The organism is Alteromonas sp. V450 (genome assembly GCF_001885075.1).
In the GTDB taxonomy this organism is placed as follows: domain Bacteria; phylum Pseudomonadota; class Gammaproteobacteria; order Enterobacterales; family Alteromonadaceae; genus Alteromonas.
On record NZ_MODU01000004.1, the window covers coordinates 1,435,970 to 1,458,493 of the forward strand.

Sequence of the window (22,524 nt, forward strand, 5' to 3'; positions counted from 1 at the left end):
AGGCGTTCTTTTCCTTTTCGCCTTGCCTCTTTTTTATTTTCAATGAGAAAACATTATGTGCGCAAAACGAATTTTGACGCATTGCGTCTTACTACTTGTGGTGACAATGACAACTGGCATTGTTAAATCACATGCCGATTCAGATTTTCAATCGTGGAATGCCCTTGCACTTGCTGGAGATGCCGATGATGATGGCAAATGGCAATTTTGGTTTGACGGTCATTTACGCTTTAAAGATGACGCATCCCGTCTAGGCGTCTCTATTATTCGTCCAGGGGTCGGCTACAAATTATCAAGAGACACGACATTGTGGTTTGGTGTTGCAAGAGTAACAATAAACTCAGACAACGGTTCCATTGAAGAAGACAGGGTATGGCAGCAAGCTACTTATTCGTTAAACCAGTTTATGGGCGGAACCGTTTCTGGAAGGAGCCGTTTGGAGCAGCGATTCAGAAACGATGAGGGCGATGATACCGGCTATAGATTTAGACAATTTATACGATGGTCAAAACCGTTAAACGAGCAATGGTCAATGGTCATTTGGGACGAGGTATTTTTTGGTTTGAATGACACAGACTGGGGCCAAAATAGCGGGTTTGATCAAAACAGACTTTACGTGGGGCCGGCCTATCGCCTCTCCAAAAATTGGCGTGTCGAGATGGGATACTTAAATAACCACATTGCATTGCCAGGAAACAACCCCGACGCCATAACAAACCACAACCTCGCTCTCACGTTCTTCGGCAGCTGGTAAGAACTAAAATTCCCCACAAGGCCCTTAAGCACACTCTCAGCAAAAGTATGTGGCAAGAAGGGCCTTACTCAGTCATGTAAAAAATGCATTCGTACGTGTAATCGTGACGTTCACTTTCTGCAGACACAGCCTAATAAAAACCGTAAACTCATATAAATAACCATATATTTCAATCACTTGAAAAACAGGCACAGAGTTAGCATATTCTACTTCGACAGTAACGGAAGCAATACGAGGATTAAGTTATGTTAGGTTGGGCAATTACATTTTTTATCATCGCCATTATTGCAGCAGTTTTTGGCTTCGGCGGCATCGCAGGTGCAGCAACAGGTATCGCACAGTTTCTTTTCTTTGTGTTTATCGCGTTGCTAGTAATCTCACTTATCGCAAACGCGTTACGTGGTAGAGCACCAAGAGCCTAGGACATATACAGTTTTAAGTAGGAAAAAGGAGTAAGGATATGTTTTCATTTAAAAATCTTTCTAAAGTATTAGTGGCATCTGCATTTGCACTTTCACTTGCGGCTTGCGGAGACGGCGAGGCGGAAGATGCTGGTGAAGAATTAGACGAAATTGTTACCGATGCGGGTAACGCTGTAGAAGACGCTTGTGAAGATGTAAAAGAAGGCGTTGATGCAGAAGATAAAGATTGTTAAGCAATGCTAGATACAAAAAGGTCATACACTGACGTGTATGACCTTTTTTATTTGTATTCGCGCACCAGCGCTCTATTGGCCCGCGTAGATTATTGCCCACTCAAAAGAGCGAGTTGGAATACCTGTTCGGACTGTTTTCAGACCTCTTCCCCACCCAATTCTCTTGCCAAATCGTCGAGTGTAGACAGTGTACTGTCAAACTCACTAACCACGTATCGATATCTAATGGCGACATGATGATCTGTGCGTCCAAATTTTACTTTTAACCCATCAGCATCGATGTGTTTTACTGTATTTAAAAACCGATACGCCAACATTTCTGTGTCAAATTTAAACTCAACACTGTTCTCCATTTACGCTACCACCTCTGGATACTTTTCGATGACTGCGACCACGCGGCGCGCAAAGCTATCTTCAATGGTGTCTAGGGTGTCAACAGTTAACCATTGAAAGAGAAGTTCATCAGGCGCTAATGCCTCGCCTTTTTCTAACTTGGCGGTCATCATTTGCAGTTGAACACTTGAACGAAGTGATGTGTCTGAAGAAGGACTAGGTAAATCGACAGACGCTTCTAGCGCGACTGTCAACCAATGTCTGTCGTACCCATGCTGACTGGACGCTGTCGCTTGCGCAACGGCATTTGCCCAGCGTCGTCCAAGCACATCCTTTAACCCCTGACTTTCATCTACAATACTGTCATCACGGCTTAGAATTATTTGCGATAGTGCATTCACTCTTTCGCGTAAACTGCGCTTTTCTGTATTACTTTTAAGCTCGTAACGACGACTTTCAAGCCGCGCTATTTCTCTTTCTACTTTTTTATGTAGAGGTTTTGGCAGCGCTTCAAGCTGTGATTTAACATCATCAATCTTTGCTTCGTAGTTGTCATGTTCTTCATCTGGACTTATTGCTTTAACAGTATCAATTAAGCGTTCCACTAAATCATTTGTAGCTTTGTTGCGTTCGTTGCGCTCTAATTTTAATCGCGAGAACACATCATCGTTGGCACGCTTGAACGCATTCCAAAGCTGGCTCTCCTCGCGCTTTCCTGCATGTCCCACTTCTTTCCACTTAGTCTGAAGCTCTTGCGCCTGTGCTGCAGCAGAAACAATATCATCGTTTGATTTTAAGGCATTGGCTTGGTCGATCAGTTCACGTTTTATGCGTTGATTTTCCATTTGCCAATGGTTAATTTTCTTTTGGATGGGTAAAGAAACGGACTTCCAATCTTGCTTTAGTGACGCATAGTGTTCTTTGTCGACGTGCCCCGCGCTATGCCACTTTTTTGTTGCCCGATCGAACGCCTTCGCTAACTCAATCAATGGCTGTTCAGTATCGAGTCTTCGAACAGACTCAATCACACTTTTTCGGCTATCGATTGCTTCTTTACGTTGTGCATCAAGCATGGCGTAGTGCTCTCGGCAAGGCTCAAAGGCCCGTTCAAGCGCATCATCAAATTGCCTTTGCAATGCAATATCATTTTCGTCATTTAATGATACTGAAGTTAATGACTGCCACTGCTTACGCAATACTTTTATCGCGTCGCTACGCTGTTTAATATTCGCCGCGTTTTCTTGTGAAAGCGCATTAGCCTCTTCAATCAAGGCGGGTTTTCTCGGCGCAGCCAAATAAGTCTGCCACCCTTCTAGGCGCTCCACCGATTCTTTTGTTTGCTCATAACGCTTGGCCATTGCCTGCTTTTCAACGTCGCTTAACTGTTCATAGCTCTCGCTTAGTTTTGCAAACTTCGACAGTGCTATACGAAACTTTCCTTGTTCAATAAGTCTATCTACAACATTGATGTTCTTTCGAAACTGCTTTACCAACGCCTGGCTTTTCGCTTTTCTTGCGCGTACCACTTCGCTTACACGGTCAACTGCACTTTTAAAACGTCTTTTCAAGTCTTTTGGCACAACGAGTAGCTCTGCGCAAACACGGTTGTATTGCGCTTTTGCGCTTTCAAAGGCGTCCCACAAGTTTGCGTCCGGTTCACCATCGTCTTGTTCACTAGCTTCTACTATAGCTTGAGAAGCCTTCTCCAGCGCCTCTACCCCAAACGACAACTTTTGACCAAACTGCTGCTGCGCTGAAAAATCATCTAGCTTTTTATTTAACGCATTAATTGCTGTTGAAACACCGTCTATTGCTTGTTTAGCAAGTTTGTCGTCAGTCAAACTCAATAGACGCTCACACGTTGCTTCAAGCTCTCTTACCGTTTCATTGGCCATAGCGACATCGTTAAGCGTTGCCTCACACAACCTTTCATTGAACAGCCAATTTACTTGTTCTGTAGCATTAACTAGTTGTTGTTCACAGAGGGCTTTAGTAGTGTTAAGTTCAGCAGCTTTTTGCTCTGCTTGCCACTGGGGACGCAATCGCTCTACATATCGCGACACCTGTTCAGCAATGCGTTGATGCTTCTGGTCAAACTCCACGCGTTCAGCAGCAGATAGGATTGCGCTACGCTCATGAAGAAGGGTTAACTCTTTCTCGTATGCTTGCTGTTTTTCTTCTAATAAACCAATGTCAGACTTCTCCAACAACGCCTGATATTTCGATAAACATAGCGTAAATTGCTTTTTTAGCTCTATTGGCTGTTGCTGAAGCTGTTTAATGGCTTCTATTCTACTTGCAATGCTTTCAGCTAAACTATGCTCGGTCACTTTTTTAGCGAGTTTTGTAAGGAACGCGGCATTTGTTTCTTCATTCACCAACTTAAGATTGAAGTCGTTATTACCTACATTCAAGATTACCCACTGGGTAAAGCTCGGCTTATTTATCTTTGCTATTAGAGCGCTTAACAACGATTCATCGCTTGAAAGAAGCGAGTCATGTTCAAGGATCTTTGGCCCCCATTCACCCAAGATTTCGAGCGAAGCCGTTTCAGTTAAAAAAGAGACTTTTTCTTGCGACGAGAGCTGTAACGCCCCTTTTCCAATAAGAGCATCATAAACCCGACCTTCAGCCACTTTTTTTAACCTTGCGTTTTTAGCAAGCTGTGACATTTTTAGCCATAAAACGAAACTATTCAATTTATCTAGCGCAGCAATACTAACGTCTGCGTTGTCATCATTGAATGCCAGTTCGTGAAGGATAGTTTTTTCTTGGGCTTTGTCTGGCGAAAGTGTTTGTATTGCCTGCATCCGCTTTTCAGGCTTGGAACTCTGGTGTGAAGGCGTAAATATACGACTAAATATCATCCTGTTTAAACCGCGCTATTGTATTTTCACTGTCTAGCTCACTGTTAAGAGAGCGTTTAAAGTCGGCTTTACTTTTATGTACGATTTCGCCGCTTTCGCCTACCGTCATATGCTCAGAAGACTTTTCAATTTTTGCTTGATAAAGCATAACGGCCTGCATACTGCTTGCTTTCTGCTCTTCATTTAACGGAGTGCCGTCAGGCCACTTACCCGTTTCAACGGCCTGACGCAGACGCTCGTAAATCTCCGGCGTCATACTAGTTAATAATGCTTCTATATTCATTTAGGAAAAACGCTTAATGTAAACAATTCGCGCACGGTTTACTAAGTACCATACAAAGCCAACCACAGCGCCCAAAATAGCTAGATTGTGTTGCAAATCACCTGGGCGTGTTCCGCCCCAATACATAAAGCCAAAACTGGCAACGAATATAAGCATAGCAAGAAGAGATTGGTTCTGGATACTCGCTAACTTTTTAAATCTTTGTAAGCTTTGTTTACGCTCTATATCTTCTGAGGTTGCGTCACCGATTTTAAAATCGCAGTGAGGACATGTCTTCGCCTTGTCAGACGTTTTCTTGTTACATGAAGGACAGTCAACTAATGCCATATGTTGCTCCTATATTTCTTGGATGCGAGATGAAAATGCGCTATTGAGCGAGTGAGCATTTTTACGCGGACGGGTATCATACTTAAGTTCATCTCAACAATGAAGTCGATTCTGTGGATTATCCCTGTCGCTATAAAGCAAAAAATGCGCAGGGTGTTAACTTTTGTTCAAAGTGCACCGCTACGCATTTTTATAGAGCCTGTTTATCTATGGCCCACCTTATTTTTTATGTCGCGTCCAATAGTCGTTAACGGTCTCTTTCATCTCTTTGCAAAGTAACATAATGCCGAACAGATTTGGCAACGTCATTACTACAATAGCTACAGCTGAAAGTGCCCAAACGAGCGTAGTGTCAGAAAACGCAGCCCAAACAAAACCGGCAACGTAAATAACACGGTATGGCATTACTGAACGAGGACCAAACAAATATGTCATCGCGCGGTCGCCGTAATAAGACCATGCAATGGCTGTTGAAAAAGCAAACAGCATAAGGCCAATCGATACGATATACTGGCCGAAGTCGCCAAAGAAACCACGAGTAAAGGCAATGGTGGTAAGCGCAGCTGAGTGAACCAGCGACTTGCCGCTCACTTCAAGGTTCTCTTTGACTGGTTTACCATCTACAACTTTTAGCGTGCCGGTGAACAAATCTTCACTGCCTACTGCATACTTCACGTCTTCTGCTACAGAACGAGAATTAAGTAGCGTAAAGCCATCACTAACCGCTGTGCCGTTAACAACCGTAATCGAGCCAGTATAAGGCTCTACACTGTTACCTTCAATCTCGTTCAAATAACCATAAAGCTGATTTACATCGTCTTGGTTCGAATCGTCATATTGCCCTGCAACAAAGTACATGTCTGAACGGTCGAATACATTTTCGTGTTTTTCTTTCCACACGCCAGATGACAAAATAACTAAACCTGTAACAGTACAGATTAGAATAGTGTCAATAAAGGGCTCAAGCAGTGAGACCATGCCTTCTGACGCAGGCTCTTTTGTTTTTGCTGCAGCATGAGCGATAGGTGCCGAACCTTGACCAGCCTCGTTAGAAAACAGACCTCGGTTAACACCACGGTTAAACGCATAAGCTAGCGACGCTCCCAAAAAACCACCTGCGGCAGCCGAGCCTGTGAACGCATCACCAATAACTGCAGCGAATGAAGGCCCAATGTTTTCTAAGTTTGCAAAAATAACGGCAAGTGCACCTATAAGGTAGATAACCGCCATAACTGGTACAACCCGCGCTGTAAACGCTGCAATACGTTGAATACCACCAAGAATAACTAAAGCAAGAAGAATACCCAGCACACTGCCTACCATCCAAGGCTCGAAGCCAAAAGTGGCCTCTATACTTTGCGCGATACCGTTACTCTGCGGAAGGTTGCCTGTACCGAATGAACTTACTACAGTTGCAATAGCAAACGCGACGGCTAACCACTTCATGTTAAGACGACGGTCCATGTAGTACATGGGTCCGCCAGCCATAGTGCCGTCTTCTGTCTTCACGCGATATTTATGTGAAAGGGTAACTTCTACAAATTTGGTTGTCATACCCAAAAAGGCCGTTACCCACATCCAAAATAGTGCTGCTGGACCACCCAGAAAGATTGCAAACGCTACACCTGAAATGTTACCCGTACCTACGGTACCAGACAACGCAGTTGTGAGTGCACGAAAATGGGTGGTGTCGCCTGGATCGCTTTCTTTATCAAACTTACCGGTAACAACCTGCCAAGCGTGCTTAAAGAAACGAATTTGTGGAAATTTAAGATAAACCGTAAAGAAAAGACCTACGCCTAATAGAACGTAAGGAAACCAGAACGCGCCTCCTAAAAATCCATCGAGCATAGTTAGAAAACCATATAAACCTTCCAACGTTATTCCCCTTTTTTATTATGTTTAATTGTTGTTTTATTTTAAATAACTAAAAGGCCTCATGTTGTCGAGGCCTCTTACGCGAAAGCTTACGCTCTCTGTTTATACTTTTATTACGCTAACGTTGTCAGCTTTTTAACAACGGCATTTACACCAATGAGTAAATCTTCACCTAATTGACGGCTGCGCTGTACCGACCAACCGTATATATCGTCTGGTACATCTGCGTTGTCTTTAAATGGCATTTCAACCGTATATGCCATACATTTGAACTTCTCACCCACTGCATTTGACGCTACGGTTAGGTTAGCCTTGCCCGGCTCGTCTTTATCATAACCAAACTCGTCTTGGAACTCAGGCGTTGCATTTAATAACGCATCTTTAAACGTGTTTTCTAGCATTTTGATGGTGTCATTGTAGCTAGGATTACCTTCACTTCCTGCTACAAAGTTGTACGGCAATGCCTCATCACCGTGCAAATCAAGGTACATATCTACACCAATTTCGCTCATTGCGTTAAGTACGTAAAGTACTTCCGGGCTTTTTTCTTTCGATGGAGTTGCCCACTCGCGATTAAGATTAGTTCCTACAGCGTTAGTGCGCAGGTGACCGCGAGCACTGCCGTCAGGGTTCATGTTTGGCACAATGTAGAACACAGCGTTATCAAGCAACTGTCGCGCCAAACCATCTTGCTCATCAAGCAAACGGTAAATTATTCCCTCTGCACACCACTCGGCCATGGTTTCGCCAGGGTGTTGACGTGCCGTAATCCACACCTTTTTCTTTTCTGGTGTTTCTTCACCGATAACCAGCATAGACATATCACGGCCATCTAGCGTAAGGCCCAAAAATTTATGCTCACAAAGCAATGACATTTGTGCGTCGTGAACAAGATCGAGATGCCGTTCATAGCTGTAAGGAATGAAATACGCGAAGTAAACGCTGGGCTGCTCTAGTGTCAGTGAGAACGTAAGGTTATCACCATCAAATTCGCTTGGAATTCTAAACCATGTTTGACGGTCGTAAGACGCTAAAACATTATATCCCTTCCAACCTTCTGGATACGCTGATTTTGCCAGGTTACCAATAGTCATTGTGTGCGTAACAAACGTTTCACCCACTAAACGGAAATGGAACCACTGTGCAAATTCAGATTGGTTGTCATTAGGGATGGCTAGACGAATATCGTCAGGTGATTGTGCGCTAACTACTTCAATGTTACCGCTGTCGAATTGACTGGAAATATGCATAAACTGTCGTTTTCCTCATTATTTGCGCGCTAATTTAGCATAGACGTAAACACAAATTCCACGCACTCAGCGGTTTTATTCTATTTGAAGTATACTAAAAGTTTACACCACTAAAAAACCGACCACTTGGGTCGGTTTTTTATACAGCAGAAATTGCGCTGTCAGAGAGGCGTTACCAACACTGCGCTGCGTTATAGTGGTAAGGTTGGGAAACTTAACCCGGCCATATCACGAACCACGCGCAACACCTGACAGCTGTAGCCAAACTCATTGTCATACCACACGTATAACGTAAGTCGGCTGTCTGCAGCAATGGTTGCCTGAGAATCAACCACAGAAGCAGCGCGAGAACCGACTAAGTCTGTAGATACAATCTCTTTACTTGCCGTGTAGTCTATCTGATGCTGAAGTTTAGAGAATAACGCAGTGTCGCGTAAGAACTCGTTAACCGCAATGCGGTCTACCGGCGTTTTAAGGTTTAGGTTTAAAATCGCTAGCGATACGTTTGGCGTAGGTACGCGAATAGCATTACCGGTCAGTTTACCCGCCAATTTAGGATACGCTTTGGCTACCGCTTTCGCTGCGCCCGTTTCGGTGATAACCATGTTAAGCGGTGCGCTACGTCCACGGCGGTCGCCTTTGTGGTAGTTATCAATAAGGTTTTGGTCGTTGGTATAAGAGTGAACGGTTTCAACGTGACCGTTTTCAATGCCGTACTCTTCGTCTAGCGCCTTGAGCACTGGCGTTATCGCGTTAGTCGTACAGCTTGCAGCAGATACAATTGTATCTTCTGGTGTGACTTCTTCATCATTCACACCGTGCACGATGTTTTTAATGTCGCCTTTACCTGGTGCAGTAAGGATAGCTTTCGCCGCACCTTTGGCTTTAAGGTGAAGACCAAGGCCATCGCGGTCACGCCAAATACCCGTGTTGTCTACGATAATGGCGTTATCGATACCATATTGAGTGTAATCAACCTCATCCGGGCTGTTAGCATAGATAACCTGAATGTATGAGCCATTTGCTTTTAGCGCATTGCGTTCGTGATCCACGGTAATGCTGCCATTGAATGGTCCATGCACTGAGTCGCGACGCAATAAGCTAGCACGCTTTTCTAAGTCGCCGTCGCGTCCACCTCGAACTACGATGGCACGCAAGCGAAGCTTGTTGTTTTTCCCTTGACGCTCAATAAGCAAACGAGCGAGTAAACGACCTATACGGCCAAAACCATAAAGTACAACGTCCTGAGGTTTCTGATCGTCCTCTTTGTCGGCAACGTCGTTTAGTTTTTCGTTGAGGTAGGCCGTAAGGTCGTTGTTGTCGACCGCTGAACCGTAGTGAAAGTCGAATGCGAGTTTGCCAATATCAATTTGTGCAGGCGCAAGCTTCATGTTGCTTAACGCTTCTAGAATTGGAAAGCTTTCGCGTAGGCGTAACTTAATACCTTCATGCAGACGCACTTTGCGATGTGCTTTGATAATATCAATCGCACTAGCGTTCAGTAACGAGCGTCCGTAAACCGAAATTTCAACCGCTTTATTGCGGTACAGTTTACCAATAAGGGGCAACATCATTTCCGCGTATTCCTGACGCTCCTGCCAGCTACTTTGTAATTCCTGCTCAAACTGTTGATTCATGCTTCTGCCTTCATCGATATTAGTTAACTTTGTGGTGCTACTGCACCGCTAGTCCACGCCAGCTGTATTATTGTTGTAGGGCACATACGGTGAGTATCCGTCCGGCGATGACGAGCATTATTCTAGATAAACAACAGAAGATGACCAAATTGTTGATAAGTTTCAAAACCCTGCTGAGTTTGCGGTTAAGCTTCAATTTATTTGGTAATTTTCCAACAAATGTGAGTAGCAATGTCGTGGCCTGTTTTAAGAAACGGTCACAATGCAAATGAATTAATCATGTTCTACGCATTAATAAAAGTATATTAGGGACATTATTTTTCAATTTAGCGTATCGTGACGATACTGGCGTCACCGCTACGCCCTTATTGTCCGTCAAACATCGGTATAACCTTGGGAAGTAGCTTGCGCTCTCCATGTTTTATTTTGAAATGAAATTACACTTTTCTTTTATGAATAAAAGCAAAAAAGCCGTCATATTTAGACGGCTTTTCGCTTCAGGCTGAGTTTTACAGCCCTTAAAGGTTATTTTTTAATCAGATGTTTACCTTTGAATGAGCTCGGTTCTCTGAGGATCTACTATTGGCAAGCCATTAACCTTTAATCACTGAGTCATCCTCACCTTTAAACGTCATCGATAATGAATTTACGCAATAACGCTGGCCCGTTGGCGCTGGACCATCGGGAAAAACGTGTCCTAGGTGTGAATGACACTGCTTACAGAAAATTTCTACACGTCGCATACCGTGTGAGAGATCTTCTCTGTAGTCTACATTTCCCTCGTCAAGCTGCTTGTAAAATGAAGGCCAACCACAGCCAGCGTCAAACTTTGTCTCTGATGGAAACAAAGGCGCTTCACAACATTTACACACATAAATACCGTCTCGTTGCTCATCAAGCAGCACGCCAGTAAAAGGGCGTTCTGTGCCTGCTTCTCTACAAACCCGATACTCGTCATCAGAAAGTGTTGCTCGCCAGTTTTTATCTGTATCACTCATTGTAAGCCCATCAACTTTTGACATAAATTACCTCACATAACCAAAAAAGGTGTATTTGTTTTCAAATACACCTTTTCAACGTACTTTGGCACAGCGGTTCGCGTTTCGTCCGCTGCCAAATATTATTTTTTGATAGCAGTTTGAGGCCTTGCTGGATCACTCCATTCAATGTGATACTTTTTACCTGCCGGCTTATCTACACGCTGAAAAGTGTGAGCACCAAAATAATCTCGCTGCCCTTGCAATAAGTTAGCAGGCAATACCGCTGTACGATAAGAGTCGTAGTAACTTAATGCAGACATCATTGCAGGACACGGCACACCTGCAAGCGTCGCCTTGGCGATTGATTCGCGCCAATCCGCCTGAAACTGTGTAATTTGCTCGGCAAAGTAAGGGTCTAGAAGCAAATTGTCGAGCTCTTCATTTTTCTCGTACGCCTTCGATATAGATTGCAAAAAGACTGCGCGGATAATACAACCTGCTCGCCAAATTTTCGCTATCTCGCCAAAATCAAGTGTCCAACCGTGCTCTTTGCCGGCCATTGCCATCAGTTGAAAGCCCTGCGCATAGGCACATATTTTTGAACAGTAAAGAGCTTGCTCTAGTTTATTGATTATAGATACTTTTTCATCATCGCTAAACGTTGTTGCATCAGGGCCCGAAAGCACTTTGCTTGCAGCTAAACGCTCATCTTTCAAACTTGAAATACTGCGGGCAAAAACCGCTGAAGTGATAGTCTGAGCAGGGCTGCCTACCTGCAAAGCACTCACTGCGGTCCATAAACCCGTCCCCTTTTGGCCTGCCCTATCGAGTATCACGTCGACGAGTGGCTGTTGGGTTTCCGGATCCATTTGGTCAAGTACCTCAGCGCTAATTTCCATTAGGTAACTGTTCAGCTTACCTTCATTCCATCGGCGAAACACCTCAGCAATTTCTGCGGGTGCCATATGCAGCGCCTGACGCATTACGTGGTAGGTCTCGCATATGAGCTGCATATCGGCGTATTCAATTCCGTTGTGCACCATTTTCACGTAGTGTCCCGCGCCAACCGGTCCAATATAGGTTGCGCAAGACTCTCCGTCTGTTACAGGCTCTCCCGGTGTGTGGCTTTCTAACGGCTTGCCTGTTTCAGGGTCGACTTTCGCTGCAATAGATTTTAGCACCGGCTCAATACGTGTCCATGCATAAGGATTGCCTGACGGCATTAGCGATGGTCCGAACCGTGCACCTACCTCACCGCCAGAGACAGCGGTAGAGAAAAAGATAAATTTCCCTTTATACTGCTCTTCTCGCGCAACTGAGTCTGTCCATAGGCTATTACCCGTATCAACCACAATATCATCAGCATGAATGCCAGCATCGATTAAATGGTTACAAACGTGGTCAACCGGGTCACCGGCAGGGACAGAAATAATAATAAGATGAGGGGCTTTAAGTTTGCTTAACAACTCCGTGTAAGAACTACAGCCTTCGACTCGGGGCGCTCTGCCCTCTGCGCGCTCACTGGCATCTTTAGCTAGAATAGCGTCTACTTTATTTTGGTCTAAGTCGAAGCAAGCTACGCGATAGCCATGGTCGACAAGGTTCATGGTAAGGTTGCTACCCATTACCCCTAAACCAATAAAACCAATGTCACACTGCGTATTATCGTGCGAATTACCACCTTTGTTTTGCATAGGAACACCCTCACATTTCAGATGGCTGGGCATGATACCACCTGATAGAATAAAGAACAGTCATACCACTTAATTAAGCAAGGTATGCTGTAATTGCCATCACTGGTGAATGTTTACGCCCAAGATAGCCATGATTATCACTCTTCTTTAGCGACGACATTTACAGCCTGGTTAAAATTTAACCGCCGGTAAACGCAACACTCAATTGATGTATTCAGCAAAGCTAAACAAGGTAAGCGATTTGCTAGCTTGTAAAAATACTTTTTGGATACATATTGAAGGCTGCTCTTCTAAAGACGAATATCGTGTATCTAGATGCATTGTCCACCCCCCTTTTGTTTGCGAAGAGGGAAGATGAAAGCGAACATCACTGTCACTCGCATTCACACACAAAAACCAATGTTCTGGAGTCTGATCCGCAACGCGACACCCTTTGATCTCAACACCAAACGCTTTATTGTGCTGTGCATTCCAATCTTCAGATGCTTTATCTGAACCATCAGGCTTATACCAGTTAATTTCTTTTACATTGCGAGATAGAGTAAACCCGTCGTCGTGGAGCTTTAATTCGCTGAGTAACAATGATGACTGCCTCAAACGGATAACGTACTGGCAGTACTTTAAGAAGTCGTGTTTACGTTTATTGAGTTCCCAGTTTATCCAGCTAATCGGGTTGTCTTGGCAATAGGCATTGTTATTCCCATTTTGCGAACGACTAAGCTCGTCACCGCCGAGAACATGTGGTGTACCTTGCGAAAAAATCAGCGTAGCAAACAGGTTTCGCTTTTGACGTTCTCGCATCGATAAAATTGCTGGGTTGTTTGTCTCACCCTCAACGCCGTAGTTGGCTGAAAGGTTGTGACCGTGACCATCATTATTGTTTTCTAAATTATCCATGTTATGACGTTCGGCATACGTCACCAGGTCGTGCAAAGTAAAGCCATCATGATAAGTTATGTTATTCACGGACGTGCTTATATGACGCTTTCCTTTGTGAAATATGTCTCTAGACCCCATTAGCCGCGTAGCGAAGTCTGCTGTCACGCCGTCATCACCACGCCAAAATGCTCTAACCGTATCGCGGTATTTGTCGTTTACTTCTAACCACGGGACAGGAAAATTGCCTACTTGATAGCCGTCGGGTCCTATATCCCATGGTTCGGCAACTAACACTTTTCCACGCAATACCGGGTCACTATTTATCGCACGTAATAGACCCGATCTATTGTTATATGCGTGAGGTTCTCTGCCTAAACATACCGCCAAATCAAAGCGAAAACCGTCAACCCCAATAATCTCCACCCAATGGCGCATCGCGTCTAAAATTAGCGCCATCATAAATGGATGCGAAGTGTTGATTGTGTTACCGCACCCCGAGTAATTCGCATAAAGGAGTTCACCGCTTTTGGTTTGCTCAAGTAAATAAGCTTGATAGGGGCAAAAGCCCTTAAAAGATACTACAGGGCCGCCATCCCCTGCTTCCGCTGTATGATTAAAAACGACATCAACAATAACTTCCAAACCAGCCTCGTGATAGGTATTTACCATATTTTGAAGTTCTTGCAGTGCGTCTTCAACGCCATACCTTGGCTCTGGCGCAAAAAAATTAACCGGATTATATCCCCAGTAATTGGTAAGGCCTTTATCTGTAATAAAAGGTTCAGGCATAAAGGAGCATAGCGGCATAAACTGAACCGTAGTAACGCCAAGTGACTTTAGGTGCTCAATGACACTTGGGTGTGATGCACCTATGAACTTGCCTCTGTGCGGTGCTGGTACGTCTGGGTGTAACTGAGTCAGTCCCTTTACATGCGCCTCATAAATAATTCTCTTATGTTTAGGTATTGTTGGCGCTTTCGTTTTGTTTTCAGCGTATTGCGACTCATCAACGACAATACATTTTGGGATCATAAACTGGGAATCATGCTTGTACTGTCTGGGGTCCCACTTTATTGCGCGACTAATTTTTTTAGCGTAAGGATCGATGAGCAATTTATCCGTTGGCACGCTATGAAGCTCGTTCTTTCCTCGTTGTACACGATATCCGTAGTACTGCCCCGCTTTTATGTTTGCGAAGAAGCCGTGCCACACGTCACCAGTTTTCTCTGGCAAAGGGTATTCGTCGGTTGCTTCTTCCGTGTCTTGGTTAAAAAAACACAATATGACAGCCGTAGCGTCAGGCGCATAAACAGCAAAATTACAGCCACCAACGCTAGCGGCACTCCCTAAAGGAAATGGGCTTCCAGTGGAAATGAATCTCGAATTATCAGACGTCACTCGTTTTTCGTCCAAAATGGCCTCGTTCAACAAATCGGTTCATGCCTACTCTACGTTGGCGATGTAAAATAAGGTAGCAAGCGGAGGCAAATGAATTAATGCTGAATTTGGCCTCTCGTTCCACGGTAACAGCTCGGTCTCTACACACTGCTTCACTTGATAACCACTTCCCCAGAATTTTGAGTCATCAGTATTGAGTGCGAGTGAAAGCTGATATGCATCATCCACGCCGATCCTGTAATGTTCGCGGGGAATAGGCGTAAAATTACTTATCACATACACTTTTTGCTTTTTATTTTTAGACAGGCGAACAAATGAAACAACACTTTGTTCAGCATTGTTGTGATCAAGCCAAGCAAATCCGTCTGACACGTGGTCTTGTTCGAATAACGCTGGCGTTGACGTATAAAGTTCATTTAGCGCTTTGTATAACAACTGAATACCACTGTGGCGCTCGTAGTTGAGTAAATGCCAATCAATACTACTATCGTGATTCCATTCACTCGACTGACCTATTTCATTTCCCATGAAATTCAACTTTTTACCTGGATGGCCATACATAAAGCCTGCGTAGGCACGCAGATTTGCTGTTTGTTGCCATTCGTCACCCGGCATTTTCCGAATTAAACTGCCTTTTCCGTGAACTACTTCATCGTGAGATATTGGCAACACAAAATTTTCATCAAAGGCGTACACCATGCTAAAGGTAATATCATTATGATGGTAATGCCGATAAGCAGGATCTTTCGCAATGTAATGCAATGAATCATGCATCCAGCCCATGTTCCACTTAAAACCAAATCCCAAGCCTCCCTCAAATACAGGGCGAGACACCTTGGGAAATGATGTCGACTCTTCAGCAATGGTCATGGTGTCAGGAAAGCGGCCATACACTTCTTCGTTCATCCATTTTAGCAAACTTATTGCTTCGTAATTTTCATTACCACCGTCGACATTGGGGATCCATTCACCGTCATTGCGTGAATAATCGAGATAAAGCATAGACGCAACTGCATCAACCCGAAGCCCATCAATATGAAACTTATCTAACCAATATAGTGCATTTGCTACTAGAAACTGGCGCACGGTATCTTTGCCAAAGTCATAAATGCAAGAATTCCAATCCGGATGCCAGCCTTTTCTAGGATCCTCATACTCATAAACGCACGAACCGTCGAACCGGGCAAGCCCATGTCCATCCTCTGGGAAGTGCGCTGGCACCCAATCGATGATAACGCCTATTCCAGCTTGGTGGCACCGGTCAACGAAATACTTAAAGTCATCAGGATCACCAAACCGGCTTGTGGGTGCGAACATTCCCACGGGTTGATAACCCCATGATCCATCAAACGGAAACTCTGATATGGGCAGCAGTTCTACATGGGTATAACCCATTTCGCTCACGTATGAGATAAGGTCGTCAGCTAACATTCTGTAGGACAGGTAACGTGCATCAACATCAAGACCAGGTCGCTTCCATGAGCCTAAATGGACTTCATAAATGCTCATTGGATTGACATATTTGTCTTTTTTACGTTGCTGAAGCCACAGTTCGTCATTCCATTGATACGTGTCGTGATTGTAAATTATTGACGCATGAGAGGGGTATTGCTCAGCACTAAACCCCAAAGGGTCTGCTTTATGGGGTAATTCATGGCCACTCGCATCTTTTAATTGATATTTGTACCGCTCGCCTTTTTTTAATTCCGGTACAAACAGAACCCAATATCCCATTGATGTTTTTTGCATGGGATGACAGCGTCCATCCCATTGATTAAAGTCGCCAATTAACGAGACTGATTTTGCATTCGGAGCAAAAACACAAAATCGAACCCCTGTTACACTCTTCGCCCCTCTAGCTGAAAAATTAACGAGTTGAGCGCCCGCTTGTTGATACAGATTTTCTGGTTTTGCATCAATATAATGAACCGCGTGGAAAGCCTGCTCGTCAAACTGATACGGGTCGATATAACACGCTGTACCATTGTCTGTTTCAACATCTAGCCTGTATACAGCTTCTGCCTGTTGCGCTGACACTTCAGCCTCAAACAAGCCACTTTGCGTGAGTGCAGTCATCGCGATACTTTTTAGCGCGGGATCTTCCCATGACGCAGTAATAGCATTGGCACCTGGACGCCATACCCGGATTAACTTCGTCCCTTCTCCTTCCACTACCCCTAGCTGAGAAAATGGGTGTGAACTTAATACCTGTTCCAACTGCTGCGCTAAATGCATTCGCTACTCCTACTAAAAACCCGCTATAGAGCGGGTTGGTTCAAGGAGGTAGGTTTCTTCAATGTAAACCTGCCTCCACAAAAAGTACCGCCGAGGTACTTTATATTAACGGTTTGTGCCTACTAGGCAATAACTCTGACTATCACTTGTTAGCGCTTGCGTGCTTTCTCGACTGGGTTAGCTTAGCAGCAAGTTCATTGATATCTTTTCTTTCAAACAACGACTCAATGTTCTCAGTCAGCTTTCGCTTCCAATTAGGGTATTCGTTAAACGTACCCGGTACGTTTACAGGTTTATCCATTTCTAACCAATCTTCAAGTTGAAGGCTTAACAAAGCGCTGGAGCCACCGGCCATATGCACCTGCATACCATGGTTGAGCGCCTTATCCATCCCAGTATAGTTTACGTCTCGACCTACCTCGTGGCCTACGGAACCATGGCCGTGTAATGTATCCAGAATTGCCTGCTTATTTTCGTGACGGTCTGTATACAAGGTCTGTAAAATCTCTTCGGTCGGATACAATCCAATATCTTTGCCCAGTTCGAGATCGAGGCAGTGCCAATAGCCAATTAACGTGGGCATGTCATGTGTGGTGAGTGTTGACATAGACTGAACAGGATAGTGACTTGGTGAAAAGAAACCGCCATCTTCAGCCTGTTCAAAGAAAAACACACGATAAGAGTACACCCCGTTATCGGCCAACTTGCTTCGAATTTCCTCTGGCACAGTGCCTAGGTCTTCCCCTATGACCAAGCTTTGGTTGCGATGACTCTCAAGCGCTAAAATACCAAGCAAATCATCAACCGGGTAATATACATATCCACCGTCTTTCGCATTGTCGCCTTTCACAACCCACCATAAGCGCAACAAGGCCATAACATGATCAATACGAAGCGAGCCTGACGATGCCATGTTCGATGCAAATAAATCGATAATTGGCTGGTAACCTTGTTCGTAGAGTTTTCGAGGATCCATAGGAGGAAGGCCCCAGTTTTGTCCCAACGGCCCAAGAATATCGGGTGGCGCACCAACACTTGCATCAGTGCAATATAAATCTTTGTTACCCCAAATCTCTGCACTGCCCTCACTCACCCCGACGGCAAGGTCGCGATACAGGCCAATCGTCATACCGCACTCAATTGCTTTACTACTGGCATTTTCGAGTTGCTGTGAAGCAATCCACTGAAGAAAAAGATAAAACTTCACCTGACGCTTATTCGCCTTCTTAAATTTCTCGACCGCAGGGTTGTAGTAATCTTTATACGCTTCAGGAAAAACAGGCCAGCCCCAGCTCTCCTTCCCTTGTGCATGCAAATCGGATTGAAGCGCATCATAGGTAGCCAGCATGTCCAGGCTTTCTCCCCCCGCTTCGATAAACGCCTTGAATGCTTTATTTTGCTTAGTATTGTTACGAAGATACTTTTCTTCGTAAACGTCAAAAACGGCCTTGAGCGCTGTTAACTTAATGTGTGCAACAGCTTCATAATCGACGTAGTCTTCGCTTCGCGCGTGTTCAAGAGTTTTCTTAAACGTTTCATTATTTACGATTTCTTGTACAGGATCTGATTCATAGCCATCTACCGCAGTAACATCAATATAAAGGTAGTTAAGCCAACGACGTGAACTCGGTCCATAAGGCGAGCACGCATTAGGATTGGCCGGATAAAGGGCATGAATAGGATTTAAACCAACAAAATCAGCACCAACAGCAGCGGCTTTTTCGACCAACAACGCGAGGTCGGAAAAATCGCCTATTCCCCAATTCTTCTCGCTGCGAACACAATATAATTGAACGCTGAGTCCCCACGTTTTCTTGCCTTGTTGAATTTCACTAGGCGTGTAGCACGCTTGAGGTGCGACAATAATACGCGAAGTCCCAAGCTGGTCATTATCCGCAGAAAGCGTCACGTCGTGATAACCCAACGGCAACGAAAACGGTAACGTTACGACATACTCATGAAATTCCACGTCATCAATATGTGCCATCGTCATCATTTCTTGATCAACGGGTATAAAGTTATGTTCAATCGCTTTCCCGTCTTCGCACGTGATCGTAATCACGTGTTCATCGTTAACAAGTTCAATAGGAAGTCTTACAGGAAGGTTGATTTGTTCAGTACTTCTTACTACTGAGACAGGATTCAGCGGTGATAACCAAACGGATGCAATATCCGCAGATATTTGTGACTGAATCTTTTCGTCATTACTGGTGTCATAACCTAGAACGTTGAGCAATTTAGCCTTGCTTTTTTCTGCGATGGTTGCCGGATTTCCCCAAGCGTCGACATAACGGGTTTCAATGCCCCGCATTTCAACCAATTGTTGCAGAAGTTGTTGTGTCATCGTAAGTCGTTCCTGTTTTTTAGTGAAAGACGCATAGCGGCAAATCGCACCTATGGTCTACAAACAATTTTTTAACATTATTCTAGAAACAAAGGCTCGGCGAAATCTGAATACGATTGCAAAGGCAACTGTTTGTAATTTTGCAACACAATCGTAATTAATTTTGCTAATTATGGCATTTTGATCCATACTTTACGTAATTTATTTTCATTTTATTTAGAAATAATCGGGGTACGTTATGACAATTCGCATCGGTATCAATGGTTTTGGCCGAATAGGCCGTCTTGTAATGCGCGCGGCAGCAGAGCGCCAAGACATTGAAGTTGTTGCTATCAACGATTTATTAGACACTGACTACATTGCATATCTATTAAAGTACGACTCGACTCATGGTCTTTTCGATGGTGATATTTCTGTAGACAATAACAGTCTCATCGTAAACGGTAAAACTATTCGCATCACTTCTGAAAGAGATCCTGCGGCATTAAAGTGGGATGAAGTGGATGTTGACGTTGTCGTTGAGTCTACAGGACTATTTCTTACCAAAGAAACCGCAGCGAAACACATTGAAGCAGGGGCGAAGAAAGTTGTTATGTCTGCGCCTTCTAAAGATGACACACCAATGTTTGTTATGGGTGTTAACCAAGATAGCTACGCTGGCGAAACAATTGTTTCTAACGCGTCTTGCACAACGAACTGCCTTGCGCCACTTGCCAAAGTACTTAACGACAAGTTTGGCATTGTGGACGGCCTGATGACGACTGTTCATGCAACTACTGCGACACAAAAAACAGTAGACGGTCCTTCTATGAAAGACTGGCGCGGTGGTCGCGGTGCGGGTCAGAACATTATCCCATCGTCAACGGGGGCTGCAAAAGCAGTAGGTAAAGTAATTCCTGAGCTTAACGGTAAACTAACAGGTATGGCTTTCCGCGTTCCTACGCCAAATGTTTCAGTAGTCGACTTAACTGTTAACTTAGCGAAGCCTGCTAGTTACGAGGAAATTTGTGCGGCAATGAAAGAAGCGTCAGAAGGCGAGCTTAAAGGTATCATGGGTTACACTGAAGATGCAGTTGTATCTAACGATTTCCTTGGCGACGCGCGTACTTCAGTGTTTGACGCAACGGCAGGTATCGCACTTACCGATACATTTGTTAAACTCGTGTCTTGGTATGATAACGAGTGGGGCTACTCAAATAAGGTTCTTGACCTGGTAGCTCACATATCTAAGTAATTAACTAAAGCTTGCAAAAATAGTTAAACTATTTGCGCTAAAGTTGGGTTAATCTAAGGGTGTAAACACAGTGTTTGCACCTTTTTTGTTTTTCGTGGTCATAAACACGCAGAATAACGATATTCCAACGACGTCCGCTTCATCGTCGTGTACGCTTTTTTCCTTTATTATTCGTCCAAGGAGGGCTTATGCCATCTGTTAGTTCAGTCACTGTGAGTGAGTCCAACGGACTTACCTTTCTAGACGTTAGTAATGCGTTTGCTTCTGCACGCATCAGCCTATTTGGCGGTCATATTCTGTCGTTCATCCCTAACAGTGATGGCAAGGAAAGGCTTTGGGTAAGCCCTCACGCGTATTTGAATGGAGAACGTCCTATTCGCGGTGGTATACCGGTTTGTTGGCCTTGGTTTAGCGATGATCATGGCCGAGAAAAAGGTGCCCTTCCCGCTCACGGCTTTTTAAGAACCCAAGTATGGAAACTGATTAATTCAGCGGAAACGGAAAACAGTACTACCATCACATTGTCACCTAGTTTTACCCGAGCTGAAGGGTTTGAAAACGATTGTAGCGTGACCATGATAATTGCTGTTGGTAAGACGATGGAAGTGTCTTTAATCACTGAAAATACTGGCGTCGCACCGATTGAATTTAACTGCGCGCTGCACACTTATTTTCATGTAGATGACATACAGAACACGCAAATAAATGGTATTGAAGGCCAGTACAAAGATAAACTTGATGACTGGGGGCTAAAAGAAACACCACACCCCTACACCATTACTGGTGAAACAGATCGTATCCACCTTGTGCCCGTCAAAACGGCTGAAATTGAAGTAGACGGCACTATATATACTGAGGTGATTTCGAAGGGTAATGACTCGCTCGTAGTATGGAACCCATGGCAAAGCGCAGCGTCAATTTCAGACATGGACCCATTTGGCTACAAACATATGCTGTGTGTTGAAACCTCACTGACACAAGGAAAAACACTTGCTCCTGGTGAGAGTTTTGCACTTGAGCAAATTATTGTTCCACGATAGAGATTAATACATCGTGGCGTACTAACCTAATACCAAAAAAAAACCTGCCAACGGCAGGTTTTTTAATTGCTTTTAAATCGTTAACGTAATTACTGTTTAGCGCCTTCAACGGCCTCTTTTGCTAGCTGTGTAATACGCTCCCAGTCACCTGACTCAATAGCGTCATCCGGTGCCAACCACGAACCACCTACACATTTAACGTTGTTAAGCGCTAAATAGTCATTGTAGTTGTTTGGACCAATGCCGCCCGTTGGGCAGAACGTCACATCAGGGAATGGACCACTGATAGACTTGATAGCTTTAACACCACCTGACGCTTCTGCAGGGAAAAACTTCATGTGGGTATAACCCGCATCTTTACCTTTCATTAAGTCAGACGTTGAAGAAATACCAGGGATAAGTGGAATGTCTGAATCCATACCCGCTTTTAGCAAATCAGCCGTCATACCTGGGCTGATAGCAAACTTAGCGCCCGCTTCAACAACCGCTTTTAGCTGCTGTGCGTTGGTAACTGTACCTGCGCCAATCAGGGAATCAGGCACTTCGTCGGCGATACGCTTAATTACATCGATAGCAGCAGGAGTACGCAAAGTCACTTCAAGTACTTTAATACCACCTTCCATCAGCGCTTTTGCCAGAGGTACGGCCTTTTCCACGTCGTTGATTACCAACACAGGTACAACTGGACCGGCTGCAAAAATTTCCTCTGGAGAGGTTTTCCATTTCGTTGTCATAA

Annotated in this window: 18 protein-coding genes; 5 read left to right on the forward strand and 13 right to left on the reverse strand. The window is 44.3% G+C overall.

Annotated features, from left to right (window positions below; all coding sequences use genetic code 11):
• Positions 1-106: 106 nt before the first annotated feature.
• From BK026_RS06310 to BK026_RS06320, 3 genes are all read left to right on the forward strand, one after another.
• Positions 107-754, forward strand: coding sequence for a DUF2490 domain-containing protein (locus tag BK026_RS06310; RefSeq protein ID WP_256253698.1), 648 nt, complete (start codon positions 107-109; stop codon positions 752-754).
• A 245-nt stretch (positions 755-999) separates the two neighbouring features.
• The gene (locus BK026_RS06315) at positions 1,000-1,176 is read left to right on the forward strand and encodes a DUF1328 domain-containing protein (protein WP_014949832.1); all 177 of its coding nucleotides are present in this window, start codon (positions 1,000-1,002) and stop codon (positions 1,174-1,176) included.
• A 38-nt stretch (positions 1,177-1,214) separates the two neighbouring features.
• Positions 1,215-1,409, forward strand: a complete 195-nt coding sequence (locus BK026_RS06320; protein WP_014949833.1) for a hypothetical protein — start codon at positions 1,215-1,217, stop codon at positions 1,407-1,409.
• 137 nt (positions 1,410-1,546) lie between these two features.
• On the opposite strand, the gene BK026_RS06325 is transcribed toward BK026_RS06320, so the two are convergent.
• The 12 genes from BK026_RS06325 to malQ all read right to left on the reverse strand — a co-directional run bounded on the left by BK026_RS06325 (position 1,547) and on the right by malQ (position 19,514).
• Entirely contained in the window at positions 1,547-1,762 is a 216-nt protein-coding gene (locus BK026_RS06325; protein WP_071815073.1) for a hypothetical protein, read from the reverse strand.
• On the reverse strand, positions 1,763-4,609 hold the full coding sequence (locus BK026_RS06330; RefSeq protein WP_071815074.1) for a DUF349 domain-containing protein: 2,847 nt from the start codon (positions 4,607-4,609) through the stop codon (positions 1,763-1,765).
• Entirely contained in the window at positions 4,599-4,892 is a 294-nt protein-coding gene (locus BK026_RS06335) for a YeaC family protein (protein ID WP_071815075.1), read from the reverse strand. Before BK026_RS06335 ends, BK026_RS06330 begins: the two co-directional genes overlap by 11 nt.
• The gene (locus BK026_RS06340; RefSeq protein WP_014949837.1) at positions 4,893-5,219 is read right to left on the reverse strand and encodes a zinc ribbon domain-containing protein; all 327 of its coding nucleotides are present in this window, start codon (positions 5,217-5,219) and stop codon (positions 4,893-4,895) included.
• Between the two features lie 219 nt (positions 5,220-5,438).
• Positions 5,439-7,097, reverse strand: coding sequence for a sodium:alanine symporter family protein (locus BK026_RS06345; RefSeq protein ID WP_071815076.1), 1,659 nt, complete (start codon positions 7,095-7,097; stop codon positions 5,439-5,441).
• Between the two features lie 113 nt (positions 7,098-7,210).
• Complete coding sequence (locus BK026_RS06350) at positions 7,211-8,347, reverse strand: M14-type cytosolic carboxypeptidase (RefSeq protein WP_071815077.1); 1,137 nt, start codon at positions 8,345-8,347, stop codon at positions 7,211-7,213.
• 191 nt (positions 8,348-8,538) lie between these two features.
• On the reverse strand, positions 8,539-9,984 hold the full coding sequence (locus BK026_RS06355; RefSeq protein ID WP_071815078.1) for a glyceraldehyde-3-phosphate dehydrogenase: 1,446 nt from the start codon (positions 9,982-9,984) through the stop codon (positions 8,539-8,541).
• 593 nt (positions 9,985-10,577) lie between these two features.
• Positions 10,578-10,982, reverse strand: a complete 405-nt coding sequence (gene msrB, locus BK026_RS06360; protein ID WP_177247935.1) for a peptide-methionine (R)-S-oxide reductase MsrB — start codon at positions 10,980-10,982, stop codon at positions 10,578-10,580.
• 122 nt (positions 10,983-11,104) lie between these two features.
• Complete coding sequence (gene gndA, locus BK026_RS06365; RefSeq protein WP_071817525.1) at positions 11,105-12,658, reverse strand: NADP-dependent phosphogluconate dehydrogenase; 1,554 nt, start codon at positions 12,656-12,658, stop codon at positions 11,105-11,107.
• Positions 12,659-12,859: 201 nt separating this feature from the next.
• Positions 12,860-14,950, reverse strand: a complete 2,091-nt coding sequence (glgX, locus tag BK026_RS06370) for a glycogen debranching protein GlgX (RefSeq protein WP_083575033.1) — start codon at positions 14,948-14,950, stop codon at positions 12,860-12,862.
• A 30-nt stretch (positions 14,951-14,980) separates the two neighbouring features.
• Positions 14,981-17,170: a 1,4-alpha-glucan branching protein GlgB gene (gene glgB / locus BK026_RS06375; protein WP_071815081.1), complete on the reverse strand. Its 2,190-nt coding sequence runs from the start codon at positions 17,168-17,170 to the stop codon at positions 14,981-14,983.
• 142 nt (positions 17,171-17,312) lie between these two features.
• The gene (gene malQ, locus BK026_RS06380; protein WP_071815082.1) at positions 17,313-19,514 is read right to left on the reverse strand and encodes a 4-alpha-glucanotransferase; all 2,202 of its coding nucleotides are present in this window, start codon (positions 19,512-19,514) and stop codon (positions 17,313-17,315) included.
• A 238-nt stretch (positions 19,515-19,752) separates the two neighbouring features.
• Here malQ and gap point away from each other — a divergent pair, with 238 nt between their 5' ends.
• Positions 19,753-20,748 carry a type I glyceraldehyde-3-phosphate dehydrogenase gene (gene gap / locus BK026_RS06385; RefSeq protein ID WP_071815083.1) on the forward strand — a complete coding sequence of 332 codons (996 nt, stop codon included), beginning with the start codon at positions 19,753-19,755 and terminating at the stop codon, positions 20,746-20,748.
• 188 nt (positions 20,749-20,936) lie between these two features.
• Positions 20,937-21,788 carry a D-hexose-6-phosphate mutarotase gene (locus BK026_RS06390; protein WP_071815084.1) on the forward strand — a complete coding sequence of 284 codons (852 nt, stop codon included), beginning with the start codon at positions 20,937-20,939 and terminating at the stop codon, positions 21,786-21,788.
• A gap of 89 nt (positions 21,789-21,877) precedes the next feature.
• Here the strand turns inward: BK026_RS06390 and BK026_RS06395 are convergent, their stop codons facing one another.
• The gene (locus BK026_RS06395; protein ID WP_071815085.1) at positions 21,878-22,522 is read right to left on the reverse strand and encodes a bifunctional 4-hydroxy-2-oxoglutarate aldolase/2-dehydro-3-deoxy-phosphogluconate aldolase; all 645 of its coding nucleotides are present in this window, start codon (positions 22,520-22,522) and stop codon (positions 21,878-21,880) included.
• Positions 22,523-22,524: the final 2 nt, after the last annotated feature.

What these genes read in the sequence shown, in the direction of transcription:
- BK026_RS06310 (WP_256253698.1), top strand. Translation starts at nt 107, where the DNA reads ATGACAACTGGCATTGTTAAATCACATGCCGATTCAGATTTTCAATCG.
- BK026_RS06315 (WP_014949832.1), top strand. Translation starts at nt 1,000, where the DNA reads ATGTTAGGTTGGGCAATTACATTTTTTATCATCGCCATTATTGCAGCA.
- BK026_RS06320 (WP_014949833.1), top strand. Translation starts at nt 1,215, where the DNA reads ATGTTTTCATTTAAAAATCTTTCTAAAGTATTAGTGGCATCTGCATTT.
- BK026_RS06325 (WP_071815073.1), bottom strand. Translation starts at nt 1,762, where the DNA reads ATGGAGAACAGTGTTGAGTTTAAATTTGACACAGAAATGTTGGCGTAT.
- BK026_RS06330 (WP_071815074.1), bottom strand. Translation starts at nt 4,609, where the DNA reads ATGATATTTAGTCGTATATTTACGCCTTCACACCAGAGTTCCAAGCCT.
- BK026_RS06335 (WP_071815075.1), bottom strand. Translation starts at nt 4,892, where the DNA reads ATGAATATAGAAGCATTATTAACTAGTATGACGCCGGAGATTTACGAG.
- BK026_RS06340 (WP_014949837.1), bottom strand. Translation starts at nt 5,219, where the DNA reads ATGGCATTAGTTGACTGTCCTTCATGTAACAAGAAAACGTCTGACAAG.
- BK026_RS06350 (WP_071815077.1), bottom strand. Translation starts at nt 8,347, where the DNA reads ATGCATATTTCCAGTCAATTCGACAGCGGTAACATTGAAGTAGTTAGC.
- BK026_RS06355 (WP_071815078.1), bottom strand. Translation starts at nt 9,984, where the DNA reads ATGAATCAACAGTTTGAGCAGGAATTACAAAGTAGCTGGCAGGAGCGT.
- msrB (WP_177247935.1), bottom strand. Translation starts at nt 10,982, where the DNA reads ATGAGTGATACAGATAAAAACTGGCGAGCAACACTTTCTGATGACGAG.
- gndA (WP_071817525.1), bottom strand. Translation starts at nt 12,658, where the DNA reads ATGCAAAACAAAGGTGGTAATTCGCACGATAATACGCAGTGTGACATT.
- glgB (WP_071815081.1), bottom strand. Translation starts at nt 17,170, where the DNA reads ATGCATTTAGCGCAGCAGTTGGAACAGGTATTAAGTTCACACCCATTT.
- malQ (WP_071815082.1), bottom strand. Translation starts at nt 19,514, where the DNA reads ATGACACAACAACTTCTGCAACAATTGGTTGAAATGCGGGGCATTGAA.
- gap (WP_071815083.1), top strand. Translation starts at nt 19,753, where the DNA reads ATGACAATTCGCATCGGTATCAATGGTTTTGGCCGAATAGGCCGTCTT.
- BK026_RS06390 (WP_071815084.1), top strand. Translation starts at nt 20,937, where the DNA reads ATGCCATCTGTTAGTTCAGTCACTGTGAGTGAGTCCAACGGACTTACC.
- BK026_RS06395 (WP_071815085.1), bottom strand. Translation starts at nt 22,522, where the DNA reads ATGACAACGAAATGGAAAACCTCTCCAGAGGAAATTTTTGCAGCCGGT.